Source organism: Enterobacter sp. UPMP2052 (assembly GCF_053709675.1).
Map to the genome: position 1 here is coordinate 395,406 of NZ_JBSKJR010000001.1, position 20,751 is coordinate 416,156.

The 20,751-nt window shown below is 58.8% G+C and carries 15 protein-coding genes; 4 read left to right on the top strand and 11 right to left on the bottom strand.

Annotation, left to right across the window (positions count from 1 at the left end; genetic code table 11):
* The first annotated feature begins 12 nt into the window (after positions 1 to 12).
* Positions 13 to 759: a GntR family transcriptional regulator gene (locus ACWKX3_RS01800; protein ID WP_006176355.1), complete on the top strand. Its 747-nt coding sequence runs from the start codon at positions 13 to 15 to the stop codon at positions 757 to 759.
* Here the strand turns inward: ACWKX3_RS01800 and ACWKX3_RS01805 are convergent.
* The 3 genes from ACWKX3_RS01805 to ACWKX3_RS01815 are packed head-to-tail and all read right to left on the bottom strand — an operon-like array spanning position 733 to position 3,961.
* Entirely contained in the window at positions 733 to 1,686 is a 954-nt protein-coding gene (locus ACWKX3_RS01805) for a PfkB family carbohydrate kinase (RefSeq protein WP_454541168.1), read from the bottom strand. The genes ACWKX3_RS01800 and ACWKX3_RS01805 overlap by 27 nt on opposite strands.
* The gene (locus ACWKX3_RS01810; protein WP_101737306.1) at positions 1,683 to 2,687 is read right to left on the bottom strand and encodes an ADP-ribosylglycohydrolase family protein; all 1,005 of its coding nucleotides are present in this window, start codon (positions 2,685 to 2,687) and stop codon (positions 1,683 to 1,685) included. The genes ACWKX3_RS01805 and ACWKX3_RS01810 overlap by 4 nt, the downstream gene beginning before the upstream one ends.
* Positions 2,684 to 3,961 carry a nucleoside permease gene (locus ACWKX3_RS01815; RefSeq protein ID WP_006176350.1) on the bottom strand — a complete coding sequence of 426 codons (1,278 nt, stop codon included), beginning with the start codon at positions 3,959 to 3,961 and terminating at the stop codon, positions 2,684 to 2,686. Before ACWKX3_RS01815 ends, ACWKX3_RS01810 begins: the two co-directional genes overlap by 4 nt.
* A 251-nt stretch (positions 3,962 to 4,212) precedes the next feature.
* Here ACWKX3_RS01815 and fbaB point away from each other — a divergent pair, with 251 nt between their 5' ends.
* Positions 4,213 to 5,265 (top strand): class I fructose-bisphosphate aldolase, encoded by a 1,053-nt coding sequence (gene fbaB / locus ACWKX3_RS01820; RefSeq protein ID WP_454541169.1) that lies wholly within the window; start codon positions 4,213 to 4,215, stop codon positions 5,263 to 5,265.
* Positions 5,266 to 5,438: 173 nt separating this feature from the next.
* Here fbaB and yegS read toward each other — a convergent pair whose 3' ends face one another.
* Positions 5,439 to 6,338, bottom strand: coding sequence for a lipid kinase YegS (gene yegS / locus ACWKX3_RS01825; protein ID WP_454541170.1), 900 nt, complete (start codon positions 6,336 to 6,338; stop codon positions 5,439 to 5,441).
* 423 nt (positions 6,339 to 6,761) lie between these two features.
* On the opposite strand from yegS, the gene ACWKX3_RS01830 reads away from it, so the two are divergent.
* Entirely contained in the window at positions 6,762 to 7,574 is an 813-nt protein-coding gene (locus ACWKX3_RS01830) for an RNase A-like domain-containing protein (RefSeq protein WP_454541171.1), read from the top strand.
* Between the two features lie 7 nt (positions 7,575 to 7,581).
* Entirely contained in the window at positions 7,582 to 7,920 is a 339-nt protein-coding gene (locus ACWKX3_RS01835) for a contact-dependent growth inhibition system immunity protein (protein ID WP_137272351.1), read from the top strand.
* 255 nt (positions 7,921 to 8,175) lie between these two features.
* Here ACWKX3_RS01835 and trhP read toward each other — a convergent pair whose 3' ends face one another.
* From trhP to ACWKX3_RS01870, 7 genes are all read right to left on the bottom strand, one after another.
* A complete protein-coding gene (gene trhP, locus ACWKX3_RS01840) occupies positions 8,176 to 9,537 on the bottom strand; it encodes a prephenate-dependent tRNA uridine(34) hydroxylase TrhP (RefSeq protein ID WP_454541172.1) in 1,362 nt (453 codons plus the stop codon).
* A gap of 202 nt (positions 9,538 to 9,739) precedes the next feature.
* Complete coding sequence (gene baeR, locus ACWKX3_RS01845) at positions 9,740 to 10,462, bottom strand: envelope stress response regulator BaeR (RefSeq protein ID WP_058609798.1); 723 nt, start codon at positions 10,460 to 10,462, stop codon at positions 9,740 to 9,742.
* Positions 10,459 to 11,862 (bottom strand): envelope stress sensor histidine kinase BaeS, encoded by a 1,404-nt coding sequence (gene baeS, locus ACWKX3_RS01850; RefSeq protein ID WP_006176338.1) that lies wholly within the window; start codon positions 11,860 to 11,862, stop codon positions 10,459 to 10,461. Before baeS ends, baeR begins: the two co-directional genes overlap by 4 nt.
* Complete coding sequence (gene mdtD, locus ACWKX3_RS01855; RefSeq protein WP_088208121.1) at positions 11,859 to 13,274, bottom strand: MFS transporter; 1,416 nt, start codon at positions 13,272 to 13,274, stop codon at positions 11,859 to 11,861. Before mdtD ends, baeS begins: the two co-directional genes overlap by 4 nt.
* The gene (gene mdtC, locus ACWKX3_RS01860) at positions 13,275 to 16,352 is read right to left on the bottom strand and encodes a multidrug efflux RND transporter permease subunit MdtC (RefSeq protein WP_454541173.1); all 3,078 of its coding nucleotides are present in this window, start codon (positions 16,350 to 16,352) and stop codon (positions 13,275 to 13,277) included. It lies immediately after the preceding gene.
* Positions 16,353 to 19,475, bottom strand: a complete 3,123-nt coding sequence (locus ACWKX3_RS01865) for an MdtB/MuxB family multidrug efflux RND transporter permease subunit (RefSeq protein WP_454541174.1) — start codon at positions 19,473 to 19,475, stop codon at positions 16,353 to 16,355.
* On the bottom strand, positions 19,475 to 20,719 hold the full coding sequence (locus ACWKX3_RS01870) for an MdtA/MuxA family multidrug efflux RND transporter periplasmic adaptor subunit (protein ID WP_454541175.1): 1,245 nt from the start codon (positions 20,717 to 20,719) through the stop codon (positions 19,475 to 19,477). Before ACWKX3_RS01870 ends, ACWKX3_RS01865 begins: the two co-directional genes overlap by 1 nt.
* Between the last annotated feature and the right edge of the window lie 32 nt (positions 20,720 to 20,751).

Here is a 20,751-nt window from a genome sequence, read left to right on the forward strand (position 1 = left end):
AGAAAAACAGAGATGGAACAAGCGCATACCCGGTTGATCGCCCAACTCAATGAACGGATCGCCGCGCCCGATAATACGCCGCTGTACCTGAAATTTGCCGAAACGGTTAAAAACGCAGTACGCAGCGGCGTGCTGGCACACGGGAATATCCTGCCGGGCGAACGTGACCTGAGTCAGCTGACCGGGGTGTCACGCATCACCGTGCGTAAAGCGATGCAGGCGCTGGAGGAGGAGGGCGTGGTCACGCGCGCCCGCGGCTACGGCACACAAATCAACAATATCTTCGAATATTCGCTCAAGGAAGCGCGCGGGTTTTCTCAGCAGGTGGTGCTACGCGGCCAAAAGCCTAACACCCTGTGGGTCAACAAGCGGGTGGTGACCTGCCCGGAAGAGGTGGCTAACCATCTTTCCCTTCCGCCGGACAGCCAGGTTTTTTTGCTCAAACGCATCCGCTATGTGGATGACGATGCGGTGTCGATTGAGGAATCCTGGGTGCCGGTCGGGCTGATCCCCGATCCCGATGCCATCGGTGTTTCGCTGTACGACTATTTCCGCAGCCAGAATATCTACCCCCAGCGCACCCGCTCCCGCGTCAGCGCGCGGATGCCGGACGCTGAATTCCAGACCCACATTAAGATGGACGAAAAAATACCGGTGCTGGTGATCAAGCAAGTTGCGCTTGACCAACAGCACCGGCCGATTGAGTACAGTATTAGCTACTGTCGCAGCGATTTATACGTCTTTGTGTGCGAGGAGTAGCGCCTCGCGCGTGGGGGCACAGTCACCGCCGCGGTGGCTGACCACCCACGCGGCGACCGCATTTCCCAGCCGTACCGCATCCGCCAGACTCCAGCCCGCCGCCAGGCCGGCAAGCGTGCCGCCCGCGTGGCTGTCGCCCGCGCCAATGGTGTCCACCACCGTTGCTGAAAACGCTGGCACGTAGCCCGAGGCGTCGCCGTCGTACCATGCAGCACCGTCTTTATCGTGCCGTACGATCAATGGCGCGGTGAAACGCTGCTGCCACTGCGCGCCGAGGGTGTCGACATGCATACCCGCTCGTTCAGCGGCAATATCCGCCTCCTGGCGATTAAGCGACACAATCGGTTTGCAGGCCATGATCCGCGCCATCAGCGCGTCGGGGATATCGACAATGCGCGGGCCGAAGTCGATAAACGCGGTGACGTCCCGCAGTCCTTCCAGCCAGCGCGTCAGCCGTTCACCGCTCGGCGAGGCCAGCTGATACCCGGACAACGAGACCAGGCTCCCTGGCGGCACGTTCAGCGCATCCAGCCAGCTCTGCTGCCACTGGTTTTCCACGCCGCTAAATGACATAAACGTGCGTTCGCCGTCGGGCTCGACCAGCGCCAGGCACCAGCCGTTATCGCCGGATTCGGCCTCGATGGCGCTGTGCAGATCCTGCTTCGCCATGGCGTTACGAATGATATCCGCCCACACGCCGTGCCCGACGGGCAGGGCATTTTGCGTCTCGATCCCAAGGCGTTTCAGGGCAATGGCGATGTTCAGCGCGCAGCCGCCAATGTTCACCCCCTGCTGCTTTAGCTCGATATCACATCCGCGCCACGGCAGGGCGTAGGCATCGGCGATCACGTCAATGACCGCCGCGCCCAGCACCGTTACCGGACGCGTGGCCGTAAGCGTGGCAAGGCTGTGGGCAAATGAACTCATACGCCCTCCCTTTGCTCCCGGTAGTGCAGCAGTTTTTCGCAGTAGTGGCCGAAATCAAGCTGGTTAATGGCGTCTAGCTCGGCCTTAAGCGCCGGGTCAATCGCCTGCACGCCGTGAAGCGCGCCGCAGATTGCCGTTGCCATCGCACCGATGGTGTCCGTGTCACCGCCCAGATTGGCGCACAGGATCGCGCAGCGGTTCGGGTCGGTCCCGGCCAGTTCAACCATCGCGATAGCCGCAGGTACGGACTCAATGGTGCTGGTTCCCGCCCCGATAAGCTGATAAATCTGCTCGCTGGCGGATTCTGTCCCGTTTGCGTTGCGCACGGTTTTCAGCGCCAGCTCAATGCGTGCCGCAAGCGAAGCGCTAAAGGTGGTGGATTTCGCCTCCTGCGCCGCGCGGGCGATCCCCGGCAGGGCATCGACGATGTTCTGCCAGGACTCACCGTCGATGGCGCGCGTAATCGCCCAGGCAATCACGACCGCGCCGGCAACGGCCAGATCGGATTTATGCGTTGGGCTGGAGGCCAGCGCCACCTGCTCAACAAAATGCGCCAGACGCGTGGCGGGAAGCAGGCAGCCCAGCGGGGAAGCGCGCATCGCCGCACCGTTGGTGACGCCGTTGTTCTCCAGCTCGCTGACCGGTTTGCCGTCGCGGATGGCGTTAAGGGCAATTTTGGAGGTTGGCCCTAACACGTTCTTATTAAACGCGTCGAAGTCCAGCGCCCAGCGCAGAATATGCTTGCCGATAACGTCGGCGTTGATCTCCCCCTCGCACTCGATAATGGCGTCGGCCAGGCACAGCGCCATTGACGTATCGTCGGTGAATTCGGCGCGGTTGAAATAGCAGGCCGCATTATTTTCTGCCGGGCCGGGTAAGAAGTGGTCAATCCAGCCGAAGTGCGCTTTGACGCGCGTTCGTGGCCACAGCTCCGACGGCATGCCCATCGCATCCCCTAACGCCTGCCCGTAAAGAGCACCGAGAATACGTTCTCGTTTCATTTAACTTCCCCTCGTGTCAGCGCGGTATCGCCATCAACCACCTCAATTGCGGTGATCTCTTTATCCGATTCGCGGAAAAACAGCATAAACAGCACGGCGATCACGGCAATCATGATCCCGCCAAACGTCCACATCCCGGCCCAGTTGAAGGTCAAGCCATTCACCGGCTCTTTATATGCGAACATTTTTTCCATCATCACGCCGCCCAGGCGGTAACCCAGCAAGCTACCAAAGCCCTGACAGCACAGCGTAATCAGGCCCTGCGCCGCGGTGCGCATGTGCGCGGGCGCTTTTTTGTCCACGTAGATGTACGCGGTTACGTAATAGAAGTCGTAGCTCACCCCGTGCAGCAGAATGCCGAGGAACAGCAGGGCATAGGTGAAGTACTGTTCCGCGCCGCCGTAAACAAAGAAGCCATAGCGGATGGCGGCGGTGATCAGGCCCAGTAACAAGACCTTCTTAATACCAAAGCGTTTGGTGAAGAACGGCAGGGCCAGCATAAAGAAGATTTCGGAGAACTGGCCGAGCGTCATCCAGCCGGTGGCGTTTTTCATGCCCACTTCGGTGAGATAGCCGTTGGCGAAGATGTAGTAGAAGGCCAGCGGCATGGCGAACAGGAACGAACAGATAAAGAACACCAGGAAGTTTTTATCGCGCAGCAGGATCAGCGCGTCCAGCCCCAGCATCACTTTGACGTCCAGCTTGCCGGTACTTTTCGGCGGGGTGTTTGGCAGGAACAGCGCGAACACGCCGAGCAGCGCGGAGCTGGCTGCGGTCATCAGCAGCGGAATATTGGTATCTGAAATATCGTTATAGCCCAGCATCTGCGGCAGGAAACCGCACGCCAGCCCGGAGGCGATCCAGCCGATGGTGCCCATCACGCGGATGCGCGGGAAATCGGCTTCGACATCATCCACGTTGGCAAAGGCGATGCTGTTGGTCAGCGCAATGGTCGGCATGTAGGTTAATGAGTAGGCCAGCAGCAGTGGGAAGAAGGTGCTGAACTGGGTTTGCTGTGCAGCGAAGTACATCAGCACCGCCCCGGCGAACATCAGCACTGCCAGCACTTTCTGGGCGGCAAAGAAACGGTCGGTCAGCGAGCCGACGAGGATCGGCGAGACGATCGCGGCGATGGCGGTACAGGCGTAAGACCAGCCAATTTCCCCTGCGGTAAAACCGCTTTTGCTGAGCCATAGCCACAGTGGCACAAACCATGCGCCCCAGATAAACCATTCAACAAACATCATGAATGACAGTTGGACTTTCGTTTTCATTGTTTAATCCTGCATGTCAGAGAGGGTACGCCTTTAACATACCATCTAATAATACCTTTTAAATACCTTTAAGGCGATTGTTTGATCGGTGTAACAAAATTGTTGTAACCGAAACGAGCCAGCAGATTGTGCTTAAAAAAGTTGCAGATGGTGGAAAATCTGTTAAGTCGGTACCAGGCTTAGTCTGCCCACAACACGGTGGGACTGGATAACACACGCCGACATCACGTCGGACTTACGGGAGCATCACTATGACTGATATTGCGCAGTTGCTTGGCAAAGACGCCGACAGCCTTTTACAGCATCGTTGTATGACCATTCCAGCCGACCAGCTTTACCTGCCTGGTCACGACTACGTAGATCGCGTAATGGTGGACAACAACCGTCCACCGGCGGTACTGCGAAATATGCAGACGCTCTACAACACCGGACGACTGGCCGGCACGGGTTACCTCTCTATTTTACCTGTAGATCAGGGCGTTGAGCACTCCGCAGGGGCATCCTTTGCGGCTAACCCGCTTTACTTCGACCCAAAAAACATTGTTGAGCTGGCGATTGAAGCCGGCTGTAACTGCGTGGCCTCCACCTATGGCGTGCTGGCCTCGGTGTCGCGCCGCTATGCGCACCGCATTCCGTTCCTCGTTAAACTCAACCACAACGAAACCCTGAGCTACCCGACGGAATACGACCAGACGCTCTACGCGAGCGTTGAGCAGGCGTTCAACATGGGCGCGGTCGCGGTCGGCGCGACCATCTACTTCGGCTCCGAACAGTCGCGTCGCCAGATTGAGGAGATTTCTGCGGCGTTTGAACGCGCGCATGAGCTGGGTATGGTGACAGTGCTGTGGGCCTATCTGCGTAACAACGCGTTCAAAAAAGACGGGGTGGATTACCATGTTTCCGCCGACCTCACCGGCCAGGCGAACCATCTGGCGGCCACCATCGGCGCGGATATCGTCAAGCAGAAGATGGCCGAGAATAACGGCGGCTACAAGGCGGTGAACTATGGTTACACCGATGACCGCGTGTACAGCAAGCTGACCAGCGAAAACCCGATCGATCTGGTGCGCTACCAGCTGGCGAACTGCTACATGGGTCGCGCCGGGCTGATTAACTCCGGCGGTGCGGCGGGCGGTGATACCGACCTCACTGACGCGGTGCGTACGGCGGTGATCAACAAACGCGCGGGCGGCATGGGGCTGATCCTTGGTCGTAAGGCTTTCAAGAAAACCATGGCCGACGGCGTGAAGCTGATCAATGCGGTGCAGAATGTCTATCTGGATAGCAAAGTGACGATCGCGTAACGTTTTGCCCCTCACCCTGACCCTCTCCCGGTGGGAGAGGGAATCGGGCGGAGTTGCCTTGTAGCCTCGTCCTTCATGAGGGAGGGCGTCGCACGGGACTGTTTTTCCTCCCTCCTACAGGGAGAGCGAGACTTGTAGGCCGGGTAAGGCGTAGCCGCCACCCGGCAAAAACATCAGCGCAGAAGCGGGCAGTCCGGCGGCAACCGGCACTGCAGCGCGCCCGGGACAACTTCGATGCGGAACCGATCGCCGCTCAACGGCTCGCCATCAAGGTTAAAGGTCATACCGTTTGGGGCGACCACCTCAAACCACGCGGATTTTCCGTCGATAATATTCGGGCTTTCTGCTGGCTGGGTCAGGGTGGTAAATAGCGCGGGTAGCAGCCCGTCGCCGGTGAAGATCCGCAGCTGTAGCTGCCCATCATTAATCAACGCCTCCGGGCAGAGCTGCTGTCCGCCGCCCGCCTGGCGACCGTTGCCAATGCCGATCACCAGCGCATCGCCCTGCCAGTGGAAATTCTCACCGCTGATTTCACAGCTGTCCGGCTTAAGGGTGTCCATACGCATCAGGCCGTGAATCAAATAGGAGACGCCGCCGAGTGCGGCCTTCAGCTTTTCCGGCGTTTCGCTGGTGATGCGCGTGCCGAATCCGCCGGTAGCCATATTGATAAAGCAGGTCTGATCGTTCACCTGTGCAATGTCGACGGCGGTGGCTTTACCGAGGATCGCCAGCTGTAGCGCTTTCATAAAATCCTCGGGGATGCCGGCGCTGGTGGCAAAATCGTTGGCGGTGCCAAGGGGCAGAATGCCCATCACCGGGCGGTCCGCCGGGTTGAGGTCGATCAGCGCCCCGGCGATTTCGTTAATAGTACCGTCGCCGCCGCCGGAAATAATCGTATCAACGCCGAGGTGTCTCCCTTCATCGATATAGCGCGCCGCGTCGCCTTTTTCCCACGTCACCCGGACGTGAATTGATGCGCCGTCTTCACGCAGTTCGTCGATCGCCTGACGCAGCAAATCATTGCCTGCACTTTTACCATTAAGAATCAATAAACTGTCTGGATAGGTTGCCATCCACGTTGCTCCCTTTTCTTGGTCTACCAAGAGTGTATCTCAGGGAGGGGAAAAGCGGGTAAGAACAGGACGAAAGGCAAAAAATAAGGCTAACACTAAAGCTACCCAGGTTACGCAGAGGCGTTAAACCACGTTAGCCCATGCGTGTACTTTGGGCGGAAGGGTTATGGCAGCAGGAGGCGATATCAGTCATCCGCAATTTAAGGTATCAAGCCCGGCCAAAATTCCGAAATTCCCGGATAATATCTCACAGGCACAGACCCAATAAACGTAATGCTACCGGGGCTGAAACGTGTTTGAAGGGCAGGCGGCGTTAAACAACGAGCAATACGCGCGAGGCGTAAGCTGATGAATCATTATTGACCGTGCATCTAATGGATAATAACCTCGGTTTTAACTGCTTAATGATAAAAGGGAGTTTATATGCAAACCCAGGATGGGCTTACCGTTACGATATCTCCGGTACAGATGGCCGCTATATTACGTGGTAAAACTGTCAGCGAAGGAGAAACAATGAGTAACCGTTTATGGGGCGGTCTGGGCGTTGTAAGCGGCGTTGTAGAAATGTTCGGTGCAGGCGTTTTGTGCGTGGTTCCTGAACCCACAATGTTATCTAAAGCAGGATGTGTTGTTGTTGGCTCCCATAGTCTCGATACCCTAACGGCGTCATTTAAGCAGGTGATTACGGGCAGACAGGCTGCTACAGCAACCGCTCAACTGGCAGAGTTTGCAGCTACCGGATTGGGTGCAAGTCCTGATGTTGCCTATAAAGTCGGTGTTACAGTTGATCTCGCTGTTCCGTTTGCATTCGCAAGTGCAGCCGGTGCCGCTAGAGTTGGCTCAGTGTATTCTGGCCGTATTCGTTTGCTGGCGCATGAAGGCGGTACGTTCGGGCATACAATTGCGCGGCATATTGGTCAAACTCCAGAGCAAATGATTACACGTCTCACAACAACGAGACTTTCTCGGGTGAGTAGCTTTAATAGTATAAAACAAGCAGAGTTATTGATATCAGAAGTTCTTTCAGTAAAACGTGGTCAATTAACCGGCGCATTAAAATATATGCAGCCCGAAGCTAAATTACCTCTGGAGCATAGCTTTCCTTACCCGGTTGGAAGGTATGTTGATAGAGGATCTACGGAAGTCAAAAAAGCGTATACTGTTCGGGTGATAATTAAAGCCAGACGCTATGGTGATAAAACCTACTTCATTTTGACAGCATATCCGGCACCATAAGGTACTTATGAATACTGATTCCAGCAAACCATGCGAACTTGATACATTAGTTGTTGTTTACTTCGGGCAAGATTGCGATCTTATTGTTGAAGATTGTGATTTTAATAAGCTTCTTGACGAGTACTTGACTACTTCCACAGAATTTAATTTACGGATGCTTCTTGCTAATATTAACGAAATAGAAAACCAATCTGATGGGTATGAAGTGCTTATTGCTCGTTACAAAGGTGAGTTTGCTCCTGACCTTTGGAATATGACAGCGCAGGAATGGCTCAGTACTGTTAAAGCCCGACTGATAAGCTACATGACAGCCAAAGGTTACTCAACAGAGTTGTCGCATTTCTAGTATACAGCTGGCGAGCTCTACGCACTCTGATCCAGACCGAGCGGTCGTGAAACCGGCGTCAAACAATGTCCGGTGGTTTGACGCAAAAAAATAAGCCCGCGTAAGGGAGATTACGCAGGCTAAGGAGGTGGTTCCTGGTACAGCTAGCATTTATGGGTTATGTTTTTCAGCGGGGGGATAATACCCGTAACGAGCGAAGCGGTATGTGATCCGTTTCTAAGAATTATCCCAGCGTGAAAAAATTTCCCTAATCAACTATTTTGCGTGCGGATTGCGGGTGTTTTCACCGTCAAAGTTGCGCATCAGCAGCGCAAACTCCAGCTCCACCTCTTCCGGAACCGGCAGCCATACGGTATGACCGTCGCCCGGTGCGACCTCAATCGCCTCGCCTTTGCCGTTTTCCAGATGCTCCAGCGTGAAGTTCATGTTGCCCTGCGGGGTCATCAGCTCCAGGCTGTCGCCTTTGGTGAATTTGTTTTTCACCGCGACGGCTGCCAGCGGGCCTTTACGCTCGCCGGTGAAATCGCCGACAAACTGCTGGCGTTCAGAAATGGAGTAGCCGTGCTCGTAGTTCTGATAGTCGTCATGGGTGTGACGGCGCAGGAAACCTTCGGTGTACCCGCGATGCGCCAGCCCTTCCAGCGTTTCCAGCAGGGTGGTGTCGAATGGTTTACCGGCTGCTGCATCGTCGATCGCCTTGCGATAAACCTGTGCGGTGCGTGCGCAGTAGTAATAAGACTTGGTGCGACCCTCGATTTTCAGCGAATGCACGCCCATCTGGGTTAAACGCTCGACGTGCGCGATGGCGCGCAGATCTTTGGAGTTCATGATGTAGGTGCCGTGCTCGTCTTCAAAGGCAGTCATGTACTCGCCCGGACGTTTAGCCTCTTCAATCATAAACACGCTGTCGGTCGGCGCGCCGATGCCGAGCGTCGGTTCCACGTTAGTCACCGGGATCGGTTCGTGCTTGTGCACGATGTTACCGATGTCGTCCTCTTTGCCTTCCTGAACGTTGTACTCCCAGCGGCAGGCGTTGGTGCAGGTGCCCTGGTTAGGATCGCGTTTGTTGATATACCCCGAGAGCAGGCAGCGGCCGGAGTAGGCCATGCACAGCGCGCCGTGGACGAAGATCTCAATTTCCATGTCCGGCACCTGAGTGCGGATCTCTTCAATCTCTTCGAGGGACAGTTCACGAGACAGAATGACGCGGGTCAGCCCCATCTGTTTCCAGAATTTCACCGTCGCCCAGTTAACGGCGTTAGCCTGAACGGAGAGGTGAATGTCCATTTCCGGGAAGTTCTCCCGAATCAGCATGATTAAACCCGGGTCCGACATGATCAGCGCGTCCGGTCCCATTTCCACCACCGGCTTCAGGTCACGGATGAACGTTTTCAGCTTGGCGTTGTGCGGCGCGATATTGACCACCACGTAGAATTTTTTGCCCAGGGCATGCGCTTCGTTGATGCCGAGCTGCAGGTTCTCGTGGTTGAATTCGTTGTTGCGCACGCGCAGCGAGTAGCGCGGCTGGCCCGCGTAAACGGCATCGGCACCATAGGCAAAGGCGTAACGCATATTTTGCAGCGTTCCCGCCGGGGAAAGGAGTTCCGGTTTAAACATGTTTGTTCTCATTCTGATGACAGGTCAGATCCGCGAGCACCAGGTGACGCGGTAGGGGGAGTTCCCATACTTTAAGGGCGGGCATTGTAGCGCTGCGGGGCGGGGAGGTAAAGCCTTTGCCCCACCCGAACGGGCGAGGGTGAAAGAGGGCTCTGTACAGTCCCCTCTCCCAGGGGAGAGGGTCAGGGTGAGGGGAGTAACCTCACATTATCCTGCACGCATCCGCTTCCCAGCGATACCCGACACCGTACACCGCGCGGATAAACGACTGGTCAGCGTCGAGCGCTTCCAGCTTGCGGCGCAGGTTTTTGATATGGCTGTCGATGGTGCGGTCGGTCACCACGCGGTAATCATCGTACAGGTGGTTCAACAGCTGTTCGCGGGAGAAAACCTTCCCCGGCTCGTGAGAGAGGGTTTTCAGCAGGCGAAACTCGGCAGGGGTAAGGTCCAGAAGCTTGCTGCGCCAGCTGGCCTGGAAACGGCTTTCGTCGACAATCAGCGGGCTTTCCGCGTCCAGCACCTGCAGCTCGCGCTGCGGCCTGCAGCGGCGCAGGATAGTTTTCACGCGGGCAACCACTTCGCGTGGGCTGTAGGGTTTGCAGATGTAATCGTCAGCGCCAATTTCGAGACCCAGCAGGCGATCGATCTCTTCGATTTTGGCGGTCACCATGACGATGGGCACGTCTGAAAAGCGGCGGATTTCCCGGCACAGGGTCAGGCCGTCGGTGCCCGGCAACATCAGGTCCAGCAGGATCAGGTCCGGCGGAGTCTGGCGCACATAGGGGAGCACCTGGTCGCCATGATTAATCAGCGTGGGGGCATAGCCTGCGGCGCGTAAATAATCGATAAGCAGTTGCCCAAGCTTAGGCTCGTCTTCCACGATAAGAATGCGCGGTGTGTTTTCGTCAATCGGTAATTCGGTCATGCTTCTCTCGATAAATCCCGTTCCAGAGGTAACTCTACTGTAATGCTAACCCCGCCAAATGGCGAATGGGCGGCGCGGATCGTGCCGTTGTGGGCTTCGACGATGTTAACGCAGATCGCCAGCCCCAGCCCGGAGCCGCCGCTGGCGCGGTTGCGCGAGCCTTCGGTGCGGTAAAAGCGCTCGAATAATTTTTCCAGCTGCGCGTCCTGCACGCCGGGGGCGGAATCGGCAAAGGTCAGGGCGAAGCGTCCGTTCTCTTGTTTGCCAGAGATAAGTAGCCCGCCACCGCTGTCGGTATAGCGCAGGCTGTTTTCCAGCAGGTTATTGAACAACTGCATCAGGCGGTCGGGGTCGCCAAACACCACGGCGCTGTCCGGTAGCGAGAGGTCAATTTTCAGGTTGCGGCTGGCAAAGCGTTCCCGGAATGCGCCGCTGACCACTTCAAGAATGTTAATCACGTCCACTGGCGCTTTTTGGTAGGCCAGCGCGCCCTCGTCGGACATTGAGAGCTGGTGCAGGTCGTCCACCAGCTTGGTGAGCGTCCCGACCTCGGCCTGTAATGACGCCACCGATTCAGGCGTAAACTGGCGCACGCCGTCCTGAATCGCCTCCAGCTCGCCGCGCAGCACCGCCAGCGGGGTGCGCAGTTCGTGGGAAATGTCGGCCATAAAATCGCGGCGCATCTGCTGGTTTTTCTCCAGCGTGCTGGCGAGCTGGTTGAAGTCCTGGGCCAGCTTGCCCAGCTCATCCTGGCTGCGGGTATCCACGCGGGTGGAGAAATCCCCGGCGGCCAGCTTGTGGGTGCCTTCTACCAGACGTTTTACCGGCGCAAGCAGGCCGCGCGCCAGCGGGAAGGTGGCAAGTGCGGCCAGCAGGGTGGAGAGGGCGACAATCAGCCAGCTGGTCTGGCGCTGCTGGCGGTCAAAGTTGATATCCGTGTTGCGCGTCAGACGCTCGACCGGGGAGGCGATGACCCAGCCGACGGTCTCATTGTTAACCCTGATGGCGCGCTTTGAGCCGTCGGGCGGAACCGGCGCGCGCGGGCCAACCAGCACGCGCATCTCCTGGTCAATCACCCAGAACTGGGTGCGCCAGCCGTGCGGCGGCATGCCGGGGCCGGGGCGGTCGTCATCGTTATCGTGCTCCAGCGAACGCAGGATCTGAAACACGAAGCGGTCGTTATTGCGCAGAAAACGCCAGTTCCCGTGCAGGGCGTACTGCTCGCCAAGCGCATCGCCTAAGCCCTGCAGGCGTTGCTCGTTGCCGTGCTTGATGTAGTCGATAAAGCCGCGCTCGAAGCTGACCCGCACCGCCCAGTGCATGGTGATCAGCAGAACGATACAGGTGGCAAAAATCGCGACAAACAGCTTGCCGGTGATGCCCGGACGCCAGAATTTCATGGTGCACTCCTTTTGCCGCGTCGGATCACGACATTCTTACGGGTATCGTTCGGGACTCTGGCGAAGATAAAGGCGGGCAGGGCGATAATCACCGCCATGCTGAGATAGGTATATAAAAACACCTGATGCGCGCCCGGGGTGTCAACGCTGAGATGCTGCTGGCCGTACATGCCGAGCAGGATGCCCGCCATGGTCACGCCCACGCTCATTGAGAGCTGCATAATCATCGACAGCAGGCTGTTACCGCTGCTTGCCAGCTCGTCCGGCAGGTCTTTCAGCGTCAGGGTATTCATCGACGAGAAGCGCATGGAGTTAATGATGCCCTGGCAGAACAGCACCAACGGCAGCGCGTAATACCAGCCCATCAGCGCCACGGCCATAAACAGCAGGCTTACCAGCGCCAGCCCAAGCGTGGCGGCGACCAACACCCGGCGGTAGCCGAAGCGGTTGACCACCTGCACCACGATGCGCTTCATGCCCATGCTGCCGAGCACCATCGGGATCATCATCAGGCCCGCGTGGAACGGCGAAAAGCCCAGTCCAATCTGCAAAAAGACCGGCGTCATAAACGGCAGCATGCCGCTGCCGATGCGCCCGGCGAAGCTGCCGAACAGGCCAAGGCGGTAGGTGGGGTTTTTAAACAGATGAAGGCTAAACAGCGCTTTGTCGTTCCCTCTGGCATGCCACAGATACCACAGAATGGCGGTGATGCCGAGGGCGACCAGTATCCCCAGGGTCAGAGAGGAAATCCCCAGCCCTTTCTGCCCGTCGAGCGCCAGCGTCAGCGTGGCCATCCCGGCGGCCAGCAGGATAAAGCCAAAGACGTCGAAGCGCCGGGTTTGCATGGTGTAGTTCGGCATCAGCATCAGGGTGGCGATCGCCCCCACGATGCCGACCGGCAGGTTGATCAAGAAGATCCAGTGCCACGAGGCGTACTCCACCAGAATCCCGCCCAGCGCCGGGCCGAGCAGCGGCCCCACCTGGCCGGGGAGCGTCACGAAGGTCATCGCCGCCATATACTGCTCGCGCGGGACTATTTTCATTACCGTTAGCCGCCCCACAGGCACCATCATCGCGCCGCCAACGCCCTGTAAGACGCGGGCCATAATTAGCTGATCGAGCGTGTTCGCCTGGGCGCAAAACAGCGATCCCACGGTAAACAGCACGATGGCGGTGAAAAAGATATTTCTCACCCCGACTTTATCCGCCAGCCAGCCGCTGGCGGGGAGCATTACTGCCACCGTCAGCACATAGGAGACGATCACCATATGCATGTGCAGCGGGCTTTCCCCCAGGCTTTTCGCCATGGAGGGGAGGGCGGTATTCACGATGGTGGTGTCCAGCGACTGCATGAAGAAGCCGAACGCCACTATCCATAGCTGCCAGCGAACCTGACGGGGAAGATCGGTCATTTACTCGGTCACCGTTGTTCTGTTTTTACGTGAAAAACGCAGCCGCAGACGGTCGAAAAACAGATAGACCACCGGCGTGGTGTAGAGCGTCAACAGCTGGCTCATCACCAGCCCGCCAACAATGGTGATCCCCAGCGGCTGGCGCAGTTCGGACCCGTCGCCACCGGAAATGACCAGCGGCAGCGCGCCAAACAGCGCCGCCAGCGTGGTCATCATGATCGGGCGAAAACGCAGCAGGCAGGCCTGGAATATGGCCTCTTCCGGCGTCAGGTTGCCGTTGCGCTGGGCGTCCAGCGCGAAGTCGACCATCATGATCGCGTTTTTCTTCACAATGCCTATTAATAGCATGATACCAATCAGCGCGATGAGGCTGAACGGCGCGCCGAACAATTCCAGCGCCAGCAGCGCCCCCACGCCCGCCGACGGTAACGTCGAGAGGATGGTCAGCGGATGGACGTAGCTCTCATACAACACGCCGAGCACGATATAGACCGTCGCAATCGCCGCGAGGATCAGGATCACCTGCGAGTTCATCGTGTCCTGGAATACCTGCGCGGTACCGGCAAAGCTGCCGCGCACCGTAGAGGGCACGCCAAGCTGGATCATGGTGCGGTTAATGGCATCGCTCGCTTCAGACAGCGACGAGCCGGTCGGCAGGTTGAAGGAGACCGTCGATGCCGCCGACAGCCCCTGATGGTTCACCGACAGCGGCGCGTTCGCGGGCTGCCAGCTGGCAAAGTAGGAGAGCGGGATCGCCTTGCCGTCGCTGTTAATCACAAACATTTTGTCCAGCGCGCTGATGTCCTGGGTGTAGCGCGGATCGACCTCCATCACCACCTTGTACTGGTTCATCGGCTGGTAGATGGTGGAGATTTCACGCTGACCAAAGGCGTTGTTCAGCAGGCTGTTGGCCGCCGCCACGTCAATACCCAGCCGCGACATGGTTTCGCGATCGTAGGTCAGGTTCATCTCCGCGCCGTTGTTTTGGCTGTCGGAGTTCACGTCGGCCAACTGCGGCAGAGCAGCCAGGGCCTTGCGGATCTTCGGCTCCCACTCGCGCAGCGCGGCTAAATCATCCGAGAGCAGGGTGTACTGATAGCTGGCGTTGGCCTGACGTCCGCCGACGCGGATATCCTGAACGGCCATCAAAAACAGGTTTGCACCCGGCTCTTTGGCGAGCTTGACCCGCAGCCGGTCGATCACCTGCTGCGCGGTTTCGTTACGCTCATCCCGCGATTTCAGGGTGATAAACATCATCCCGCTGTTCACGCGCGACCCGCCGGTAAAACCGGTGACGTTATCCACGGCTTTGTCTTCACGAATAATCTTCATAAAGTCCTGCAGCTTGCCGCGCATCGCCTGGAAGGAGATGCTCTGGTCGGCCTGAATACCGCCCATCAGCACCCCGGTATCCTGTTCCGGGAAGAAGGTTTTCGGGATGGAGATATACATCCAGACGTTCAGCGCGATGGTGCCCACCAGCACCAGCCCGACGATGCGGGTGTGGTTCAGCACCCATTTCAGCGATTTGCCGTAGCCTTCCTGCATCGCCATCAGCACGCGGCCAAAGCCATTACGGCGCGGCTGGGTGTGTGGTTTGCTGCGTTTGAGCATCCAGCCGCACATCATCGGCGTGAGGGTGAGTGAGATCACCAGCGAGATACCAATCGCGACGGAAAGCGTGACGGCAAATTCGCGAAGCAGGCGGCCAGGAAGCCCGCCCATCAGCAGCAGCGGCAGGAATACCGCTACCAGCGACAGGCTCATGGAGAGCACCGTAAAGCCGACCTCGCGCGTGCCCTGCAGCGCCGCCTGCAGCGGCTTCATGCCCGCTTCGAGGTGGCGTGAGATGTTTTCCAGCACCACTATCGCATCATCCACCACGAAGCCGGTGGCGATGGTCAGCGCCATCAGCGACAGGTTGTTGAGGCTGAAGCCGCACAGGTACATGGCAGCAAAGGTGCCGATTAGCGACACGGGTACGGCAACGGCCGGGATCAGCGTCGCGCGGCCCGAGCGCAGGAACAGGAAGACCACCAGGATCACCAGCGCGACGGAGATGATCAGCGTCTGCTCAACCTCTTCAAGCGAGGCGCGGATCGTCGGGGAACGATCCTGGGCAATCTGCAGGTCTATCGCTGCCGGAATGGTCTCCTGCAGCTCCGGCAGTCGCGCGCGAATGCTGTTCACCGTCTGGATAATGTTGGCTTCCGGCAGCTTGCGGATCATCAGCAGAATCGCCGGTTTGGCATTGGTCATCCCGGCGTTGCGCACGTCCTGCACCGAATCGGTCACGCTGGCGATATCGCTCAGACGCACCGCCGCGCCGTTGTTGTAGTGAATAATCAGCGGCTGGTATTCCGCGGCGGTTTTGAGTTCATCGTTTGTCTGGATCTGCCAGCGGTGGCTGCTGTCTTCAATCGCCCCCTGCGGTTTGCGCACGTTAGCGTTGCTGATGGCGGAACGCACGTCGTCCAGCGACACGCCCTGGTTGAACAGCGCCTGCGGGTTGAGCCCCACGCGCACGGCGGGCAGGGAGCTACCGCCCACGTCCACGTCGCCCACGCCGTCGATCTGGGCGATGGTCTGCGCGAGTTGGGTAGAGGCAAAGTCATACAGCTCGCCCTGGGAATAGGTGTCCGAGGTGAGCGTTAAGATCATGATTGGCGCGTCGGACGGGTTGGCTTTGCGATAGGTCGGCCTGCTCGGCATACCGCTCGGCAGCAGGCTCTGCGCGGCGTTGATCGCTGCCTGCACGTCGCGCGCTGCGCCGTTGATATCCCGGTCGAAGTTGAACTCAAGGATAATACGCGTGCTGCCCAGCGAACTGCTGGAGGTCATTTCGTTGACCCCCGCAATGCGCCCGAGTGACCGCTCCAGCGGCGTGGCGACCGACGAGGCCATGGTTTCCGGCGACGCACCAGGCAGCGAGGCGCTGACCATGATCACCGGGAAGTCCACCTGCGGCAGCGGGGCTACCGGCAACAGCCGGAAGCCGAGTACGCCGCACAGGGTGATGGCGAGCGAAATCAATATCGTCGCCACCGGGCGGTAAATGAAGAGCGCGAAAAACTTCACTTACGCCTCCTCTTCACGTTTCGGGAAGCGGCTTTTGGTCCACAGGGCCAGACGGTCAAACAGCAGGTAGATCACCGGCGTGGTAAACAGCGTCAGCACCTGGCTGACCAGCAGACCGCCGACCATACCGATCCCTAAAGGACGCCGCAGCTCGGCCCCGACGCCGGTACTTAGCATCAGCGGCAGCGCGCCTAACAGGGCGGCGAGGGTGGTCATCAGGATCGGACGAAAACGCAGCAGACAGGCCTGGAAGATCGCATCGCGCGGCGACATTCCCTGTTCGCGCTCGGCGGCAAGGGCGAAGTCGATCATCATGATGGCGTTTTTCTTGACGATACCGATGAGCAGAATGATGCCGATAATCGCAATCACGTCCAGCTCGCTGCCCGCCAGCATCAGCGCTAACAGCGCCCCGACGCCCGCCGTCGGCAGGGTGGAGAGGATGGTGATCGGGTGAATAAAGCTTTCATACAGTACGCCCAGCACGATGTACATTGCCACCACGGCGGCCACGATCAGCCAGATGGTGCTGCCCAGCGCCGCCTGGAACGCCAGCGTGCTCCCCTGGAGCTGGGTCTGTATATCCGTCGGGAAGCCGAGGTTTTTTTCGGCGTGCTGGATCGCTTCCACCGCCTCGCCCAGCGAGTATCCGTCCGGGACGTTAAACGAAATGGTGGTCGACGGGAACTGATCCAGATGGTTGATGGTCAGCGGGGTGTGGCGCTCCTCCACGCTGGCAATGGCGCTGAGCGGCACGATGCCGCCGTCCTTACTGGTCAGGCGTACGGTGTCCAGCGCGGCAAGCCCGGGCGTGTTCCCGGTGTTGTGCTCCAGCACCACGCGGTACTGGTTCGCCTGCGTATAAATAGTGGAGATCAGGCGCTGGCCAAAGGCGTTGTACAGTGCGTTATCCACGTCCGCCATGGAAATGCCCAGACGGCTGGCGGTGTCACGGTTGACGTTAACGTAGGCCGCCAGCCCTTTATCCTGCCAGTCGCTGCTGACGTCGGAGAGCTGCGGGAGGCCGCGCAGAGTATCAACCAGCTGCGGCACCCAGGTACTGAGCGCCTCCAGGCTGGTGGTCTGCAGAGTAAACTGGTACTGAGTGCGGCTCACCTGGGTATCAATGGTTAAATCCTGAATCGGCTGCAGGTAGAGTTCGATGCCCGGCACCTTCGCCACCGCGTTTTGCAGGCGCTGGATCACCGTGTTGATGCGATCGTCGCGGTCATCAAGCGGTTTGAGGTTGATCTGCAGGCGCGCGCTGTTCAGCGACGGGTTAGTGCCGTCGACGCCCACGTAGGCGGTGAGGCTTTCCACCGCCGGATCTTTCATGATGATCTCCGACACCTGCTGCTGGCGCTGTGCCATGTTGGCGAACGATACGGTCTGCGGGGCCTGTAACGTACCCTGAATAATGCCGTTGTCCTGAATCGGGAAGAAGCCTTTCGGGATGAAAATCCACAGCATCACGCTGAGCGCCAGCGTACCCAGGGCAACACCAAGCGTCGCCCACGGGTGGTTCAGCACCTTCGCCAGCACGTGGCCGTAGGCGGCGATGATGCGTTCGAACATCCGCTCTGAGGCGCGCGAGAAACGGTTTTGCTTGCGCAGGGACTCCACGCTCAGCATGCGGGCGCACATCATCGGGGTCAGCGTCAGCGACACCACGGCGGAGATCAGGATCGCCACCGCCAGGGTGACGGCAAACTCCCGGAACAGCCGTCCGACGATATCGCCCATAAACAGCAGCGGGATCAGCACCGCAATCAGCGAGAAGGTGAGGGAGATAATGGTAAAGCCGATCTCGCCCGCCCCCTTCAGCGCGGCGGCGAGGGGCTTCTCGCCTTTCTCGATGTAGCGCGAAATGTTCTCGATCACCACGATGGCGTCATCCACCACGAATCCGGTGGCGATGGTCAGGGCCATCAGCGTCAGGTTGTTGATCGAGAAATCAAGGAACACCATCACCGCAAAGGTTCCGACCAGCGAGAGCGGTACGGCAACGGCGGGAATAATGGTGGCCGGCACGTTGCGCAGGAACAGGTAGATAATCATGACCACCAGCGCAATCGCCAGCATCAGCTCGAACTGGGTGTCGGTAACGGAGGCGCGAATGTTGGTGGTGCGGTCGGAAAGCACCTTCACGCTGACCGATTTCGGCAGGCTTTCAATCAGTTGCGGCAGCATGGCACGAATGCTGTCGGCGGTCTCGATGATGTTCGCACCCGGCTGGCGCTGAACGTTCATGACAATCGCCTGCTGCTTGTTGGCCCACGCGCCAAGCCAGCTGTTTTCCGCGCCTTGTTCTACGGTCGCCACGTCGCCGAGGCGAATTGGCGCGCCATTCTGGTAGGCGACAATCAGCTGGCGATACTCATCGGCTGACTGCATCTGATCGTTGGCCGAAAGCGTGACCGCGCGGGTTGGCCCGTCCAGCGAGCCTTTGGCCGAGTTGACGTTGGCGCTGGTGATGGCGGTACGAATGGTTTCGCTGGTTAACCCCAGCGCGGCAATCGCCTGCGCGTTAAGCTTCACGCGCACGGCAGGACGTTGTCCGCCCGCCAGGGTCACCAGACCGACGCCCGTTACCTGTGAAATCTTCTGTGCCACGCGGGTTTCAACCATATCTTCCACCTGCGTCATCGGCATGGCGGAGGAGGTGACGGCCAGCGTCATGATTGGCGGATCGGCCGGGTTGACCTTGCTGTAGACCGGCGGATTAGGCAGGTCAGACGGCAGCAGGTTGGTGGCGGCGTTGATCGCGGCCTGCACCTCCTGCTCGGCAACGTCCAGCGAGAGCGTCAGCTGAAATTGCAGCGTCACCACCGATGCCCCCCCAGAGCTTTGCGAGGACATCTGCTTCAGGCCGGACATCTGCCCAAACTGGCGCTCCAGCGGCGCGGTAATGGCCGACGTCACCACGTCCGGGCTGGCGCCAGGGTAGAGCGTGACCACCTGAATCGTAGGGTAATCCACTTCCGGCAGCGCCGACACGGGCAGAAAGCGATAACCAATTATCCCGGCCAGCAAAATGGCCACCATCAACAGCGTGGTGGCGACGGGGCGCATAATAAACAGGCGTGATGGCCCACCTGTCGCGCTCGGTGGCATGACCTGCATCAGGCGCTGGCTCCCTGTTTAGCGTGCTCGCGTTTCGCCGGCTGTTCGCTGGTGGTCGTGCCATGCGCCTCGACCACTTCGACGCGCGCCCCTTCAGTGAGACGGTCGATGCCGTCGGTCACTACCCGATCGCCTGCGGAGAGCCCGGCGCTAATCACCACCGTCTGACTATCCTGAATCCCGGTTTTCACCAGATGCTTGCTGACCTGGTTGTCATCGTTCAGCACCCAGACGAAGTTGCCTTCGTTACCCATCTGCAGCGCTGCCGTTGGGATCACTACCGCGTTTTCTTCGGTAGAGACCAGCATGCGCGCATTAACGAACTGATTCGGGAAAAGCGCATCATCCTGATTGCTAAAGCGTGCTTTCAGCTTGATGGTACCGGTGGTGGTATCAATCTGGTTATCGAGGCTCAGCAGAGCTCCTTCGCTGAGTTTCTGTTTGTTGGTGCGGTCCCAGGCTTCAACCACCAGCCCTTTACCGGCTTTTTGCGCCTGCACCACGGTGGCGATGTCGCTCTCCGGCAGGGTAAAGACTAAATCGATGGGGTGAGTCTGGGTAATGACCACGATGCCCGTGGTATCGCCGCTGGAGATCTGGTTACCGATATCAACCTGCTTCAGGCCGACGCGTCCGTCAATCGGCGCGGTAATGCGGCTCCAGTCGAGCTGCAGCTGGGCGCTGGCGACCGCTGCTTCGTCTGCTTTGATCGTGCCTCGGGTTTCACTGACCAGCGACTGCTGAGTGTCCAGTTCCTGACGCGACACCAGGTTGGTTTTCACCAGTTGCTGATAGCGGGCGAGATCGCGCTGGGCGTTGGCTAAGGTGGCTTTGTCTTTGGCAAGCTGCCCCTGCGCCTGAGCGAGCGAGACTTTGAACTGGCTTGGGTCGATCTCTGCCAGTAAATCACCGGCCTTAACCTGCTGGCCTTCCTGGAAGTGAAGCGCCATCAGCTGCCCCTCTACCCGGCTGCGCACGGTGACGGTATTGGCCGCAGTAATGGTGCCAAGCCCGGTGAGATAACGCGGAACGGCTTTGTTGACGGCGGTCGCTGCCTGCACGGGGGCCAGCGCCGCGCCGCGCATACCGTGGCGGCCACCACCCGCCGCGCGCGGAGATGAGCTGCTCGCCCCCGAGGATGCAGGGGTCTTCGCGGATTGACTGTGCCAGTACCAGGCGGCGGCAAGGACCACCACAATGATGCCAGCGGCGATAGCCCAGCGGGATTTGTTACTGCCTTTCATCGTTTTACGTTCTCATCCTGAAACACTTCGGG

Excerpts from the sequence above, each read along its gene's own strand:
- yegS (WP_454541170.1), bottom strand. The coding sequence starts at position 6,338 with ATGGCAACCTATCCAGACAGTTTATTGATTCTTAATGGTAAAAGTGCA.
- ACWKX3_RS01805 (WP_454541168.1), bottom strand. The coding sequence starts at position 1,686 with ATGAGTTCATTTGCCCACAGCCTTGCCACGCTTACGGCCACGCGTCCG.
- ACWKX3_RS01800 (WP_006176355.1), top strand. The coding sequence starts at position 13 with ATGGAACAAGCGCATACCCGGTTGATCGCCCAACTCAATGAACGGATC.
- baeS (WP_006176338.1), bottom strand. The coding sequence starts at position 11,862 with ATGAAATTCTGGCGTCCGGGCATCACCGGCAAGCTGTTTGTCGCGATT.
- ACWKX3_RS01815 (WP_006176350.1), bottom strand. The coding sequence starts at position 3,961 with ATGAAAACGAAAGTCCAACTGTCATTCATGATGTTTGTTGAATGGTTT.
- trhP (WP_454541172.1), bottom strand. The coding sequence starts at position 9,537 with ATGTTTAAACCGGAACTCCTTTCCCCGGCGGGAACGCTGCAAAATATG.
- baeR (WP_058609798.1), bottom strand. The coding sequence starts at position 10,462 with ATGACCGAATTACCGATTGACGAAAACACACCGCGCATTCTTATCGTG.
- mdtD (WP_088208121.1), bottom strand. The coding sequence starts at position 13,274 with ATGACCGATCTTCCCCGTCAGGTTCGCTGGCAGCTATGGATAGTGGCG.
- ACWKX3_RS01830 (WP_454541171.1), top strand. The coding sequence starts at position 6,762 with ATGCAAACCCAGGATGGGCTTACCGTTACGATATCTCCGGTACAGATG.
- ACWKX3_RS01810 (WP_101737306.1), bottom strand. The coding sequence starts at position 2,687 with ATGAAACGAGAACGTATTCTCGGTGCTCTTTACGGGCAGGCGTTAGGG.
- fbaB (WP_454541169.1), top strand. The coding sequence starts at position 4,213 with ATGACTGATATTGCGCAGTTGCTTGGCAAAGACGCCGACAGCCTTTTA.
- ACWKX3_RS01865 (WP_454541174.1), bottom strand. The coding sequence starts at position 19,475 with ATGCAGGTCATGCCACCGAGCGCGACAGGTGGGCCATCACGCCTGTTT.
- ACWKX3_RS01870 (WP_454541175.1), bottom strand. The coding sequence starts at position 20,719 with ATGAAAGGCAGTAACAAATCCCGCTGGGCTATCGCCGCTGGCATCATT.
- ACWKX3_RS01835 (WP_137272351.1), top strand. The coding sequence starts at position 7,582 with ATGAATACTGATTCCAGCAAACCATGCGAACTTGATACATTAGTTGTT.